Here is a 14,825-nt window from a genome sequence, read left to right as displayed (position 1 = left end):
GGATGCGCTCTTGGAATATCATGTAATAAACATGAGCTGAGGGGAAAATACCATGATAAAAAAAGCGATCATTCCTGCAGGCGGATTCGGCACGAGAAATCTGCCGGTGACGAAGGTGATTCCGAAAGAAATGTTTCCGGTAGGATCTAAGCCTGTGATTCATTATCTTGTTGAAGAATTAAAGGAGTCAGGCATTGAGGACATTTTGATGGTTGTATCGAGCCATAAAAATCTGATTGTCGACTATTTTGATTCCTCTTTGGCACTTGAGGCTTTTTTGGCCTCTAAGAATAAACTGCATTTACTTAGAGAGCATCCCATTCCGGATATACGGATTCACTATGTGCGGCAGCCTTATGCAAAGGGTCTTGGCGACGCCATTTCTTTCGGAAAGCAATTTGCAGGAGGAGAGCCTTTTGCCGTCGTTTTGCCAGATGATCTGATTTTTTCCGCCAATCAGCCGGCTTTGGGGCAGCTGATTGAAGCGTATACGAAATATCAGTCCAGTGTGATCGGCTTAAAAGAAACAAAAACGGAGGATTTACATCATTACGGGGTGATAAAAGGGGAGCCTGTTGAAAAAGGGCTTTATCGCATACAGGATATTGTGGAAAAGCCTAAACAAAACCCTCCGTCTCATTTTGCCGCAGCAGGGCGTTATATTTTCACACCGGATATTTTTAATGAGCTGGAGGCATTAGAAGCTGATAGCGGAGGAGAAGTGCAGGTAACGGATGCGATAAAAGCTTCGCTCGGGGCATGTACCGTATACGGGAAATTGCTAGAGGGCGAGCGGTATGACATCGGCCTGCAAAAGGATTATCTGAAGCTGATTTACGATATGCTGAAAACGGAAAAGAACCCCCAATAATTGGGGGTTCAATCAGCGTGGAGATCGCCGAATGTGGTCATGATTCCCTCTTCGTCAAGTTCTTCTTCATAGCGCTCATGGGCTCTGCTTTGATAAACGGTAATTTCTTTCCCAGTGATATCTGTAGCGATGAAATTTTCGTAAGACTCCGTATTGCCGATATTCTCTTCGGCATTCATCGTCATATCATCATAGCTGAGCGGAGGGTTTTCCATATCCTGCGGCGTTTGTGAGTTCCCATATTTTTCGACATCCTGATAGGAATCCTCACTGTCATATGGCGCTCTGATTTCTTCATCATCATCAAATTCAAATTGCCCGAATGGTGTTTCTTCTTCAATCGGACGGTCTTTGGAAACCACGTCCTGTGACGAATACTCCGCGAGGGTTGTGGCAGTCGGAAGCGCTTCAAGTCGTTCGAAAGGGATTTCCTTTCCGCTGACTTCACAAATGCCATACGTACCGTTTTCTATCGCCTTCAATGAATGCTCAATGTCCCGAAGGTGCTCTCTCTCATGCAAGTCTAGAGCGATGTCTTTCTCACGCTCGTAAAGTTCTGTCGCCTGATCGCCGGGATGGTTGTCGTATGCCGAAAGCTCACCCCACGAATCATAAGGAAAGGCTGAGTTAAGCTGAAAATGATCATTGTCTTTGAAACGGTTTAAGATATCTTTTTTCGTTTGTTCCAGTTCATTTTTTAAATGCTGAAGCTGTTCTTTCGTAAGCAATGTGATCGCCTCGTTTCTCTGTGATGCATACCTTTAGTATGAACAGATCGCCTGAGAACTTTCATAAATGGCGGGTGGAGGAATATAGGAGGTTTTCCTTTTATGGTAAGCGGATACAACCTTTGCTATCAGTGGAGAAAGAAATTTAAGCTTTGTTTCTTTTTCATTTCTGAAATTAGGTTTATAATAGGTAAGGCAGGCCATTTGGACTGCATGATCTGTGTTTGACACAAAGGAGACACAGGTGTATGGTATTAAAAGCATTTTAAGGATTATGGAGGAATGTCTCATGGTGACAACGGTGCAGCGTACGTTCCGAAAGGAAGTTCTACATGCATTACATAAAGCCAAAGAAGTCAACCATGCTGTCTTAATAAGCTATTCGAGACAAATCGAGTCTCTTGACCCTCTATCATTTTTCAATTACGGAGCAAAAAAATATACAGGCAATCGATTTTTTTGGTCAGATCCTGAAAGTGAATTGACAATAGTCGGTCTTGGCAAAGAAGCGGTTTTCCAGACAAATCAAAAAAACAGCGAGCGGTATCGTGAGGTTTTTGAACAATGGGAGCGCTTTAAAAAGACGGCTTTTCATATTTATGAAGAAGAAAAGCTGCAGCATTCTGCAGTGGGACCTGTGTTATTCGGAGGATTTTCTTTTGACCCTTGCGAAGAAAGAGGTTCACAATGGGACCATTTCTCGGAAGGGGATTTCTTTGTGCCTGCGCTTATGCTGACGATGACTGCTGAAGGCCCGTTCTTAACAGTTAACAGATGGGTAAGCGGAGGAGAAGACGCAGAAGCTGTTTTAGAAGGCTTAAAAGCTTTTGCGGCGGAATTTATGGTTCCCGATTTCAAGCAAGAAGATCAGGCTGTGATTGCAGCAGCCGAAGAGCTGGATAAGGATGATTGGCTGAAAGCAATCGAAACGGCCACAAGCCAAATTAAAGAGAAACAATATGATAAGGTTGTTCTTGCCCGAGAGCTGCTGCTCACGTTTGACGGTCCAATCCAAATTGAACCGGTGCTTAAAACGCTTCTGGACGATCAGCAGACAAGCTATGTTTTTGCAATTGAACAAGAAGGCAAAACCTTTGTCGGCGCGTCTCCGGAAAGACTGATCAAAAGAGACGGCGGCACTGTCATGTCTTCCTGTCTGGCAGGCTCCATTAAACGAGGCGTGAATGAAGAAGACGACCGCCGGATAGGCCTTGAATTATTAAACGATGAGAAAAACCTGCTTGAGCATGATATTGTGGTAGGTATGATTCATAATGCTTTTGTATCAAGCTGTTCAGAGGTTGAAAAGCCTGATGGACCTGTTTTGTACAAAACAAAAAGCGTTCAGCACCTGTTTACGCCGATTGTCGGACAGCTGCGCGAGTCTGCTTCGATTTTTGACTTAATTGAGAAGCTGCACCCCACTCCCGCGCTTGGGGGATCACCTCAGGAAAAAGCTGTTGACGTGATCAGGGAGATTGAACCGATGTCCCGCGGCTGGTATGCGGCCCCTATCGGCTGGATTGACAGCCAGGATAACGGGGAATTCGCGGTCGCCATTCGTTCAGGGCTCATCGAAGGAAGCACAGCAAGGCTGTTTGCCGGGTGCGGTATTGTGGAAGACTCGGAACCAATCTCGGAATATGAAGAAACACAGATTAAATTGAAGCCGATGATCTCTGCATTAGGAGGTGAGAGGCGTTGACAGTCAACCCGATTACTCATTACATCGGAAGTTTTATTGATGAATTCGCCCTTTCCGGAATTACGGACGCCGTCGTTTGTCCGGGCTCAAGATCTACACCGCTGGCTGTTCTTTGTGCTGCGCATCCCGATATCAGCGTCCATGTCCAAATTGATGAAAGGTCTGCCGGATTTTTTGCATTAGGTTTGGCAAAAGCGAAGCAGCGTCCCGTACTATTGATCTGTACATCTGGAACAGCCGCGGCCAACTTTTATCCGGCTGTGGTTGAAGCCCATTATTCAAGGGTGCCTATTATTGTGTTAACTGCTGATCGGCCTCATGAGCTGCGCGAAGTAGGCGCACCGCAGGCTATTAATCAGCACTTCTTATTCGGTAACTTTGTTAAGTTTTTCACAGACTCTGCTCTTCCTGAAGAGTCTCCGCAAATGCTGAGATACATCCGAACGCTGGCAAGCCGCGCTGCCGGAGAAGCACAAAAGCGCCCGATGGGGCCTGTCCATGTGAATGTGCCGCTGCGCGAACCGCTGATGCCGGATCTTTCAGATGAGCCGTTTGGAAGAATGAGAACAGGCCGTCATGTGTCTGTGAAAACGGGTACGCAGTCTGTTGACCGAGAGTCCCTGTCTGATGTGGCTGAGATGCTCGCAGAGGCTGAAAAAGGAATGATCGTCTGTGGAGAGCTCCATAGTGATGCGGACAAGGAAAACATTATTGCGCTGTCAAAAGCGCTTCAGTATCCAATTTTAGCAGATCCGCTGTCTAATCTGCGGAATGGTGTTCATGATAAAAGCACTGTTATTGATGCGTATGATTCGTTTTTAAAAGATGATGAGCTGAAGCGGAAACTCCGTCCTGATGTTGTCATTCGGTTTGGACCGATGCCTGTTTCAAAACCGGTTTTCTTATGGCTTAAGGATGATCCGACGATTCAGCAAATCGTGATTGACGAGGATGGAGGGTGGAGAGACCCGACACAGGCAAGCGCGCATATGATTCATTGTAATGCGTCTGTTTTTGCTGAGGAGATCATGGCAGGCCTTACTGCTGCCACCAGATCCTCAGAGTGGCTGGAAAAGTGGCAGTTTGTCAATGGGCGGTTCCGCGAGCATCTGCAAACAATCAGCAGTGAAGATGTTTCGTTTGAAGGCAATCTCTATCGAATCCTTCAGCATCTTGTGCCTGAAAACAGCTCGCTGTTTGTGGGAAACAGCATGCCGATCAGGGATGTTGATACGTTTTTTGAAAAGCAGGACCGCCCTTTCCGGATTTATTCAAACCGGGGAGCAAACGGGATAGACGGTGTCGTCTCCTCTGCCATGGGGGTATGTGAAGGAACAAAAGCGCCTGTTACCCTTGTGATTGGAGATTTATCTTTTTATCATGATTTAAACGGCCTGCTGGCGGCCAAAAAGCTGGGTATTCCTCTTACTGTGATTCTTGTCAATAATGACGGAGGAGGGATTTTCTCCTTTTTGCCGCAGGCTTCTGAGAAGACACACTTTGAAGATTTGTTCGGCACACCGACAGGGCTCGATTTCAAGCATGCGGCTGCACTTTACGGCGGAACGTATTCATGCCCGGCTTCTTGGGATGAATTCAAAACAGCTTACGCGCCGCAGGCAGACAAGCCCGGACTCCATTTGATTGAAATCAAAACGGATCGCCAATCAAGAGTCCAGCTTCATCGCGATATGCTGAATGAGGCTGTGCGGGAAGTGAAAAAACAATGGGAACTGTAAACATAACGGTATCAGATGGTGTCCGATATGCAGTGGCAGACGAGGGACCGAATGCTTCCGAAGCCGTCGTCTGTCTGCATGGGTTTACCGGCAGCAAACAATCATGGACTTTTCTTGATGAAATGCTGCCTGATTCCCGTTTGATCAAAATTGATTGTTTAGGGCATGGGGAAACCGATGCCCCGCTGAATGGGAAAAGATACAGCACAACCCGGCAAGTTTCTGACCTTGCCGAGATTTTTGATCAATTAAAACTTCACAAAGTGAAATTGATTGGGTATTCTATGGGAGGAAGGCTTGCTTACTCTTTTGCGATGACATATCCCGAGCGGGTATCGGCACTTGTGCTTGAAAGCACGACGCCGGGGCTCAAAACACTTGGGGAACGGCGGGAACGAATCATGCGGGACCGGAAGCTTGCTGATTTTATTTTACGAGACGGGCTCGAAGCGTTTGTTGCGTATTGGGAGAATATCCCTTTGTTTTCATCTCAGCAGAGGCTGGCTGAAGATATTCGGTACAGGATACGATCGGGCCGTCTGCGGAACAATAAGATTGGGCTTGCGAACAGTTTAACCGGCATGGGCACCGGTTCACAGCCTTCCTTGTGGAGCCGTGTAGAGGAAATAGATGTTCCTGTGCTTCTGATCTGCGGGGAGTGGGACGAAAAATTTTGCGCCATCAATCAAGAGGTGCATAAGATGCTTCCTTCTAGTAGAATAGAGATTGTTCCAAAAGCAGGACATACGGTCCATGTGGAGCAGCCGCGATTGTTTGGTAAAATAGTGAGTGAGTTTTTGACAAGCATCTGACTCATTCACATAGAGAATAAAAGGAGGTCATCATATGGCTGAATGGAAAACAAAACGGACATACGATGAGATATTGTATGAAACGTATAATGGCATTGCAAAAATAACAATCAACCGACCTGAGGTACATAATGCGTTTACCCCTAAAACGGTTGCTGAAATGATTGATGCGTTTGCTGACGCAAGAGACGACCAAAACGTTGGGGTTATCGTGCTTGCCGGTGCAGGGGACAAAGCATTTTGTTCTGGCGGAGACCAAAAAGTGCGCGGCCACGGTGGATATGTAGGAGACGACCAGATCCCTCGTCTTAACGTATTGGATCTTCAGCGTTTAATCCGCGTCATCCCGAAACCGGTTGTTGCGATGGTGTCCGGATATGCGATCGGCGGAGGCCATGTGCTTCACATCGTATGTGACTTGACAATTGCTGCGGACAACGCAATTTTTGGACAAACAGGCCCTAAAGTGGGAAGCTTCGATGCAGGTTACGGTTCTGGCTACCTGGCTCGAATTGTAGGACATAAAAAAGCACGTGAAATCTGGTACCTATGCCGTCAGTACAACGCACAGGAAGCACTGGACATGGGTCTTGTCAACACAGTCGTTCCTTTGGAACAGCTTGAAGAAGAAACGATTAAATGGTGTGAAGAAATGCTTGAAAAAAGCCCGACCGCACTGCGCTTTCTTAAAGCTGCGTTTAACGCGGACACAGACGGACTTGCTGGAATTCAGCAGTTTGCAGGGGATGCTACCCTTCTTTACTACACAACAGATGAAGCAAAAGAAGGCCGTGATTCCTTTAAGGAAAAACGCAAACCTGATTTCGGACAGTTCCCTCGTTTTCCGTGATCAGCAATATCTAGTAAACCAACAGCTTGAGACTTTGCGGTCCAAGCTGTTTTCTTTTCAATACAGACATTTTACCTCGGAGATGATGACATGCTGACAGAACAGCCCAACTGGCTCATGCAGCGGGCACAGCTGACACCTGAGAGAATCGCTCTCATCTATGAAGACCAAACCGTGACATTTGCAGAATTGTTTGCCGCGTCTAAACGAATGGCGGAACAGCTTGCCGCTCATTCGGTTCGGAAAGGGGATACTGCAGCTATTTTGCTCCAAAACCGTGCAGAAATGGTATACGCTGTTCACGCTTGTTTTTTGCTTGGTGTTAAGGCGGTGCTTTTGAATACGAAGCTGTCAACACATGAAAGGCTGTTTCAGCTGGAGGATTCGGGATCCGGCTTTTTATTGACAGATTCAAGCTTTGAGAAGAAAGAATATGAACACATCGTTCAAACGATTGATGTGGATGAACTGATGAAAGAAGCAGCAGAGGAAATTGAGATCGAGGCTTATATGCAAATGGATGCAACGGCAACGCTGATGTATACGTCGGGTACGACAGGAAAGCCCAAGGGAGTTCAGCAAACGTTCGGAAACCATTATTTCAGTGCGGTGTCGTCCGCTCTTAATTTGGGTATAACAGAACAAGACCGCTGGCTTATCGCATTGCCGCTCTTTCATATCAGCGGATTGTCCGCATTATTTAAATCTGTGATCTATGGAATGACTGTCGTGCTTCACCAGCGTTTTTCCGTAAGCGATGTGCTGCATTCTATCAACAGGCATGAAGTGACAATGATATCTGCGGTGCAGACTATGCTGGCCAGTCTTTTGGAAGAAACAAACCGCTGCCCTGAATCCATCAGATGCATTCTTCTCGGCGGCGGTCCTGCACCGCTGCCATTGCTTGAGGAATGCCGTGAGAAAGGATTCCCTGTCTTTCAGTCATATGGAATGACAGAAACATGCTCGCAAATTGTTACCCTGTCGCCGGAATTCAGCATGGAAAAGCTCGGATCTGCGGGGAAACCGCTGTTTTCGTGTGAAATCAAAATAGAGCGGGACGGACAGGTATGTGAACCGTATGAACACGGTGAAATCATGGTCAAAGGCCCGAATGTCATGAAAAGCTATTTTAACCGGGAGAGCGCAAACGAAGCCTCCTTTCAAAATGGCTGGCTGAAAACAGGTGATCTTGGTTATTTGGACAATGAAGGCTTTTTATATGTATTAGACAGACGTTCAGATCTGATCATATCCGGCGGAGAAAACATTTATCCGGCCGAAGTGGAGTCAGTGCTGCTTTCACACCCCGCTGTGGCCGAAGCCGGGGTTTCAGGGGCTGAGGACAAAAAATGGGGGAAAGTGCCTCACGCCTATCTTGTCCTTCACAAGCCTGTGAGCGCAGGAGAATTGACTGACTACTGCAAAGAACGCTTGGCGAAGTATAAAATTCCGGCAAAATTCTTTGTGCTTGACCGCCTGCCGCGCAATGCGTCTAATAAGCTCTTGCGAAATCAGCTGAAGGATGCGCGTAAAGGAGAACTGCTATGATCGAAATAGAAAAAATCACGCTTTACCATTTGAGCATGAACTTAAAGAAACCGTTTAAAAACAGTATCGAAACGCTTCAAGAGCGTAAATTTCTGATCGTGGAAGCCATTGATACATCAGGTGTCACAGGCTGGGGAGAAGTTTCCGCTTTCTCTTCGCCTTGGTACACCGAGGAAACCATTGGAACATGTTTGCATATGCTAAAAGATTTTTTTATCCCAAATGTCGTCGGCCGTGAATTCAATCACCCTTCAGAAGTGCCGGACAGCCTGGCGCGGTATAAAGGAAACCGGATGGCAAAAGCGGGACTTGAATCGGCTGTATGGGATATTTATGCCAAAAAGAAGGGCGTATCCCTTGCTGAGGCATTGGGCGGAACAAGAGATAAAGTCCCTGCCGGGGTGGTAGTCGGCCTGGCGCCTCTTGACGATATGCTGAAGGAAATTGAGAGCTATCAAAAAGAAGGTTATCAAAGAATAAAAATTAAAATTCAGCCTGGGCAGGATGTGGAATTGGTCAAGGCCATCCGCAGCCGATTCCCAACCATCCCGCTTATGGCCGATGCCAATTCCTCTTACGAACTGAAGGATATCAGCCGTTTAAAGGAGCTTGATGACTATCATTTAATGATGATTGAGCAGCCGCTCCAAGCTGACGATATCGTTGACCACCGCCACTTGCAGAAACATTTGAAAACGGCCATTTGCCTTGATGAGAGCATTTGTTCAGTTGATGATGCGAGACGGGCGATTGAGCTAGGAAGCTGCAAAATTATTAATATAAAACCTTCTCGTGTCGGCGGCTTAACAGAAGCCTTAAAAATTCATGATTTATGCAAAGAGCATCATATGCAGGTTTGGTGCGGAGGAATGCTGGAAACAGGCATATCAAGAGCGCAGAACGTGGCGCTTGCTTCACTGCCTCAATTCACAATACCTGGCGATATATCTTCATCCTCACGCTATTGGGATGAAGATATTGTAACTCCTGATATTCGTATTGATAATGGATTTATTTCTGTGTCAAAACAGCCTGGTTTAGGGGTTGAGGTAAACCAAGATATTATGCGAAAATATGTGACCAAAATGGATGTTTTCACACAGCATGGTTAAGAAAAAAGCATTTTGCTATTTTGAATAAATGACACTGTGCTGTTACAGTAAAAGTGTTCGTTGAATACATCCCTTCTCGTTTGGACCGGCTGCTGACCCAGCCGGTTTTTTTATGTAAATCAGCTTGACAAAAATGGCCAAACGCGATAATTTTGCATGAGGGAAACTTTTTGTCCTGTGTAAATAAAACATGCTTTTGGCTAATTTAATGTCACATGTCTAAGAACTGACAACATAAGATAAAACAATCGGACATTGATGGCAAAGAGGAGGAGAAATATGAGACAAGGGCTGATGGCAGCAGTACTTTTTGCGACCTTTGCTTTAACGGGATGCGGAACGGATTCAGCCGGAAAAAGCGCTGATCAGCAATTACAAGTGACAGCGACAACATCTCAAATTGCCGATGCAGCAGAAAACATCGGAGGTAAGCATGTAAAAGTCACCTCTTTAATGGGACCGGGGGTTGATCCGCACCTTTACAAAGCTTCCCAAGGTGACACGAAAAAATTAATGTCTGCCGATGTTGTTCTGTACAGCGGGTTGCATTTGGAAGGGAAAATGGAGGATGTCCTCCAAAAAATCGGCGAACAAAAACAATCGGCGGCAGTAGCTGAGGCCATTCCGAAAAATAAGCTTATTCCCGCGGGGGAAGGCAAGACGTTTGATCCCCACGTCTGGTTCAGCATTCCGTTATGGATCTATGCGGTGGATGAAATTGAAGCGCAATTCAGCAAAGCAATGCCTCAGCACGCAGATGCCTTTCGGAAAAATGCCAAAGAGTACAAAGAAGATTTGCAATATTTAGATAAGTGGTCGCGTAAGGAGATCGCACATATTCCGGAGAAAAGCCGTGTGCTTGTGACTGCTCATGATGCGTTTGCGTACTTTGGGAATGAGTATGGATTTAAGGTAAAAGGCCTGCAGGGACTCAGCACAGATTCGGACTATGGATTAAGGGATGTTCAGGAGCTGGTTGATCTTCTGACAGAAAAACAAATAAAAGCTGTGTTCGTAGAAAGCAGTGTATCTGAAAAATCAATCAATGCAGTGGTGGAAGGCGCTAAAGAAAAAGGCCATACAGTCACAATCGGCGGTCAGCTTTATTCGGATGCCATGGGTGAAAAGGGCACAAAAGAAGGCACATACGAAGGAATGTTCCGCCACAATATCAACACGATTACTAAAGCGCTTAAATAAAGAAAAGAGGTGGAGGATATGTTCCCTGTTGAGCTTGATAATGTGACGGTTGCTTATCATAAAAAGCCTGTACTGCAGGACATTTCGCTGCAGGTGCCTGAAGGAAAACTTATTGGCATTATCGGCCCAAACGGCGCGGGAAAATCAACCTTGATCAAAACGATTCTCGGTCTTGTGCCCAGAGCTTCCGGAGACATCTCTATTTACGGCAAAGACTATAAGGATCAGCGGACCAGAATCGGATATGTTCCGCAGCGCGGCTCGGTTGACTGGGATTTCCCCACAAGCCCGCTCGATGTCGTCCTAATGGGAAGATACGGGAGAATCGGTTTATTAAAGAGGCCAAAGAAAGCGGATGTGGAGATGGCGAAGGCCGCATTAACAAAAGTCGGGATGCATGATTATGCGAAAAGGCAAATCAGCCAGCTGTCAGGCGGACAGCAGCAGCGGGTGTTTCTTGCCCGGGCACTCTGCCAGAACGCTGACATTTATTTTATGGATGAACCGTTTGCAGGTGTTGATGCAGCGACGGAGCGCGCGATTATGACGCTGTTGGCAGAACTCAAAGAAAAAGGAAAAACCGTGCTTGTCGTCCATCATGATCTGCAGACCGCCGAGGATTATTTCGATTGGATCTTACTGCTTCATTTAAGGAAAATCGCTTTCGGACCGACGGAAAACGTTTTTACGATCGAAAACCTGCAAAAAACATATGGAGGAAGGCTTACGTTTTTAAAAGATAAAGTGCTGGCAGAAGGACATAAGGAGTGAGCGCAATGTTTGAAAGTTTGTGGCTGCAGCTTCAGCATCCGAATACACAGTGGGTGCTGGCCGGTACGCTTTTGCTCGGGACGGCAAGCGGTGTTTTGGGCAGCTTTGTGCTGCTGAGAAAGCAAAGTTTAATCGGCGATGCGATGGCCCATTCAGCTCTGCCGGGAGTGTGTCTCGCTTTTCTGTTCACCGGGCAAAAATCACTGCCTTTCTTTTTGCTGGGGGCAGCGCTCGCCGGACTGCTCGGAACGTTTTGTATTCAGCTGATTCCTCGGCTTTCAAAAACAAAGGAGGACTCGGCGATCGGGATTGTTCTTTCTGTGTTTTTTGGCGTCGGGATCATTCTGCTGACATATATTCAGCAACAGGGGGCGGGAAGCCAAAGCGGGCTTGATTCTTTTTTATTCGGCCAGGCTGCTTCATTGGTCAGGCAGGATATCATCCTTATTGCAGGGATATCCGCTGTTCTACTGCTCCTATGTATTGTTTTCTTTAAGGAATTTACATTGATTACTTTTGATCTCGCGTTTGCAAAGGGATTAGGAATCCCGGTGCGTTTTTTAAACGGGCTTTTGGCTTGTCTGATTGTCTGTGCTGTCGTCATTGGGCTTCAGACTGTTGGTGTGATATTAATGGCGGCTATGCTGATTACACCTGCCATAACCGCGAGATATTGGACCGAACGATTAACCGGGATGATCATCATTGCCGGGATTACAGGCGGGGTCAGCGGAGTGGCCGGAACCCTGCTTAGCACCACGATGAAGGGAATGGCGACAGGGCCATTAATGATCTTATCTGCAACGCTGCTCTTTCTTTTTTCAATGATTTGCGCGCCTAAGCGGGGATTGGCTGCTAAAGCCATAAGGCTGATGAGGCTGCGGCGCAGAACAAGCAGGGAGCAAGTGCTTTTGGCGATTTATGAACAGTATGAAAAGAATAATCTTTGTGTAACTGTTGAAAGTGTAAGAAAGAAAAGACGCCTATCCCCTTCATTATGCCTTAAGGCATTAAATGACTTGGAACAAGAGAGGTGCATTGAGCGTATCGAAAATGGGATTTGGCAAATCACAAGCAAAGGGATAGAAAAAGGCTATCACACAGCTTTGAAGCAGCGGATGTATGAAGTGTATCTCATGCATGAAATGGAACTTGCCAATATAGAATCCGATCAGGACTACTTTGACCCGGACCGTTTACCGAGAGAAACGAGAGAGCGGCTTTATTCACTCTTAAAGCTGTATGGACGGATGCCTGAGCGTCGAAAAGCGTCTCATGATGCCGAGAAGGGACAGATCGCAAATGAGTTTTGAAGCATGGATTATAGCTACCGGTGTATTAGTCGGTGTAAGCTGCGGATTGATCGGCACATTTCTTGTGCTGAGAAGCATGGCGATGCTGGCCGACGCAATCAGTCACACAGTGTTGCTTGGCATTGTCGGCGCTTTTCTAGTGACGGGAAGTCTCGATGGGATTTATATGTTTATTGGCGCAGCCGCAACCGGTCTGTTAACGGCTTTCTTGGTTCAGCTTCTTCATAGCAAGGGGGTTCAATCAGATGCTGCCATAGGAGTTGTGTTTACATCCTTATTTGCAATCGGGGTTATTTTGCTTTCTGTGTATGGAGCGAATGTCCATCTCGATATTGAGCACTCGTTAATGGGAGAAATCGCTTTTGTGCCGTGGAATACGGTGACGGTATTCGGGGTTGATATTGGGCCGAAAGCGTTTTGGATGCTGGCATCTGTTCTGGTTTTAAACGTAGTGTTGATCAGTGTGTGCTATAAGGAGTTTAAAATCGCTTCGTTTGATCCTCAAATGGCTTTAGCCTTGGGAATACCGGTTTTGCTCATTCATTACGTGCAAATGGGCATGCTGTCCTTGACGACTGTTGCTTCCTTTGATTCGGTGGGTGCCGTATTGGTTGTGGCCATGCTGATTGTTCCGCCGGCTGCGGCACATTTGCTGACAGACCGGCTTCTTTATATGCTGATTCTCAGCGCGTTGATTGGCGGGCTGTCGGCGGTCATGGGCTATTTCTTCGCAACGTGGCTTAATGTTTCGATTTCAGGAGCGATGGCGGCCATGACAGGTGTATGTTATGCAAGCGCCTTTTTGTTTTCACCTGCAAACGGGGTCATAACTAAAAAGCTGAGAACACTCAACATGCAAAAAGAAAGAGCTGGCTGATGCAGCTCTTTCTTTTAATTATAAATCATGCGGCTTAAACGTTTTGCAGTCTGTTTCCCGGCTGTTTTCAGCCGTTTCACCAGTATGGCTGACAACATAAATGGCATCAGCGGTGCATTTGTTACCTTTGCCCCAATAAGAACAGTTGTTGACCTCACATAGAATTTTCTGCTCCATGCCATCCCCTCCTTATAAAGGTTCTGGATTAGTATAGCCGGCTGGCTTGCCCTCTATTCCTCCTGGCGGATATAGCGTTTATCTCGCATAAACATTTTCCAGAAGAAAAAGAAGCCCGGAAATAGAATGATAAATGCAACGATATACGTTGCAAACAGCGCTCTGAACGTTGCTGGCTCTGTGAAGCCTGACATGACTGTCACATCGGGATAAATCATATACGGAAGATGCGCCCGCCCGTACGCGTAGCTTGCGAGAAAATACTGTATCCCAATCGCAACAAGTGCGAGACGCGGTTTTCCGATGTTTTGACCAAAGCTTTTGTTAGGCAGAAAAAGAGCGATTCCAGCAATGACAAATGTAATGAACGATGCAATAATCCAAGAAAAATCATTCATCATTCCGCTGTACAGCCAGTTTGCTTCATTCCGCATAGTTACCATAATGCATACAGCAAACAACAGTGAAATCGGGCCGGTAATCAGGGCGCTTTTTCTGTAGGCTCGGTACGCATCCTGTTCCTCTGCCACATTTGAAAAATCTGCAAGCAACAGCGAGGACAAAAATAAGGTGCTTAAAATCGCAAACCCGATAAATGAATAGGCGTTGGGGCTTGAAAAGATTTTAGACATATTTAAGTTATAGATTCCATCCGTTTTTTCTATAAACCCTCCGTGTGTCACAGGAAGCACCAAAATTAAAATAGCAGGAATGATAAAGCCGGAGATGCCGGAAATATATCTTAGCGTTTTCCGCTCCTTTGCTGTATTTGAAAACACGAGAAATCCGCTTCGAATTGCTAAAAGCAGCAAAATCATGCTTCCGGGAATTAATAAAACGGTGCCGAGCACAAATGTCGCGCCGGGGAAAAAACTGAAAAGCGCCACGACGATGGCCACAATAAAGACGTTTGTGACCTCCCAAGTCGGGGACAAAAAGCGATTCGCAATATCGGTGGCCTTCATATGCTCCTTGTTTAAATAGATCATAGACCAAAATCCCGCTCCAAAATCCATTGTCGCCATGACGGCGTAAATAAACACAAAGCCCCAGATAATTGAGATGGCGATCAGAGCGTCAGTTGAAATCTCCATTTGTACGATCTTCCTTCCATTTGGT

General features: G+C 46.3%; 14 protein-coding genes. 11 read left to right on the top strand and 3 right to left on the bottom strand.

Annotated features, from left to right (window positions below; genetic code table 11):
* Window positions 1–52: 52 nt before the first annotated feature.
* The gene (locus NST22_RS16025) at window positions 53–871 is read left to right on the top strand and encodes a UTP--glucose-1-phosphate uridylyltransferase (protein WP_003229044.1); all 819 of its coding nucleotides are present in this window, start codon (window positions 53–55) and stop codon (window positions 869–871) included.
* Between the two features lie 8 nt (window positions 872–879).
* On the opposite strand, the gene NST22_RS16020 is transcribed toward NST22_RS16025, so the two are convergent.
* Window positions 880–1,599: a yteA family sporulation protein gene (locus NST22_RS16020; protein ID WP_003229046.1), complete on the bottom strand. Its 720-nt coding sequence runs from the start codon at window positions 1,597–1,599 to the stop codon at window positions 880–882.
* 289 nt (window positions 1,600–1,888) lie between these two features.
* On the opposite strand from NST22_RS16020, the gene NST22_RS16015 reads away from it, so the two are divergent.
* The 10 genes from NST22_RS16015 (at window position 1,889) to mntD (ending at window position 13,529) form a co-directional block, all read left to right on the top strand.
* Window positions 1,889–3,304, top strand: coding sequence for an isochorismate synthase MenF (locus tag NST22_RS16015; protein WP_004398674.1), 1,416 nt, complete (start codon window positions 1,889–1,891; stop codon window positions 3,302–3,304).
* On the top strand, window positions 3,301–5,043 hold the full coding sequence (menD, locus tag NST22_RS16010; protein ID WP_003229050.1) for a 2-succinyl-5-enolpyruvyl-6-hydroxy-3-cyclohexene-1-carboxylic-acid synthase: 1,743 nt from the start codon (window positions 3,301–3,303) through the stop codon (window positions 5,041–5,043). Before NST22_RS16015 ends, menD begins: the two co-directional genes overlap by 4 nt.
* The gene (menH, locus tag NST22_RS16005; protein WP_004398592.1) at window positions 5,031–5,855 is read left to right on the top strand and encodes a 2-succinyl-6-hydroxy-2,4-cyclohexadiene-1-carboxylate synthase; all 825 of its coding nucleotides are present in this window, start codon (window positions 5,031–5,033) and stop codon (window positions 5,853–5,855) included. The genes menD and menH overlap by 13 nt, the downstream gene beginning before the upstream one ends.
* A gap of 34 nt (window positions 5,856–5,889) precedes the next feature.
* Window positions 5,890–6,705, top strand: coding sequence for a 1,4-dihydroxy-2-naphthoyl-CoA synthase (gene menB, locus NST22_RS16000; RefSeq protein WP_003229054.1), 816 nt, complete (start codon window positions 5,890–5,892; stop codon window positions 6,703–6,705).
* 90 nt (window positions 6,706–6,795) lie between these two features.
* Window positions 6,796–8,256: an o-succinylbenzoate--CoA ligase gene (locus NST22_RS15995; RefSeq protein ID WP_003229056.1), complete on the top strand. Its 1,461-nt coding sequence runs from the start codon at window positions 6,796–6,798 to the stop codon at window positions 8,254–8,256.
* Entirely contained in the window at window positions 8,253–9,368 is a 1,116-nt protein-coding gene (gene menC, locus NST22_RS15990; protein WP_004398737.1) for an o-succinylbenzoate synthase, read from the top strand. The genes NST22_RS15995 and menC overlap by 4 nt, the downstream gene beginning before the upstream one ends.
* A 279-nt stretch (window positions 9,369–9,647) precedes the next feature.
* The gene (gene mntA / locus NST22_RS15985; protein ID WP_003229060.1) at window positions 9,648–10,568 is read left to right on the top strand and encodes a manganese ABC transporter substrate-binding protein/adhesin MntA; all 921 of its coding nucleotides are present in this window, start codon (window positions 9,648–9,650) and stop codon (window positions 10,566–10,568) included.
* Between the two features lie 18 nt (window positions 10,569–10,586).
* Window positions 10,587–11,339, top strand: coding sequence for a manganese ABC transporter ATP-binding protein MntB (mntB, locus tag NST22_RS15980; protein ID WP_004398644.1), 753 nt, complete (start codon window positions 10,587–10,589; stop codon window positions 11,337–11,339).
* Between the two features lie 5 nt (window positions 11,340–11,344).
* Window positions 11,345–12,652, top strand: a complete 1,308-nt coding sequence (gene mntC / locus NST22_RS15975) for a manganese ABC transporter permease MntC (RefSeq protein WP_003229064.1) — start codon at window positions 11,345–11,347, stop codon at window positions 12,650–12,652.
* Window positions 12,642–13,529, top strand: a complete 888-nt coding sequence (mntD, locus tag NST22_RS15970; protein ID WP_003229067.1) for a manganese ABC transporter permease MntD — start codon at window positions 12,642–12,644, stop codon at window positions 13,527–13,529. The genes mntC and mntD overlap by 11 nt, the downstream gene beginning before the upstream one ends.
* Window positions 13,530–13,547: 18 nt before the next feature.
* Here the strand turns inward: mntD and NST22_RS15965 are convergent, their stop codons facing one another.
* Together NST22_RS15965 and NST22_RS15960 are read right to left on the bottom strand one after the other, a co-directional pair.
* Complete coding sequence (locus tag NST22_RS15965) at window positions 13,548–13,706, bottom strand: DUF1540 domain-containing protein (protein ID WP_003229069.1); 159 nt, start codon at window positions 13,704–13,706, stop codon at window positions 13,548–13,550.
* Window positions 13,707–13,759: 53 nt separating this feature from the next.
* Complete coding sequence (locus NST22_RS15960; RefSeq protein ID WP_003229071.1) at window positions 13,760–14,800, bottom strand: cytochrome d ubiquinol oxidase subunit II; 1,041 nt, start codon at window positions 14,798–14,800, stop codon at window positions 13,760–13,762.
* Between the last annotated feature and the right edge of the window lie 25 nt (window positions 14,801–14,825).

It is taken from the genome of Bacillus sp. PS237 (assembly GCF_037963345.1).
Lineage (GTDB): Bacteria > Bacillota > Bacilli > Bacillales > Bacillaceae > Bacillus > Bacillus subtilis.
This window is presented reverse-complemented; position numbering and strand designations above follow the sequence as displayed.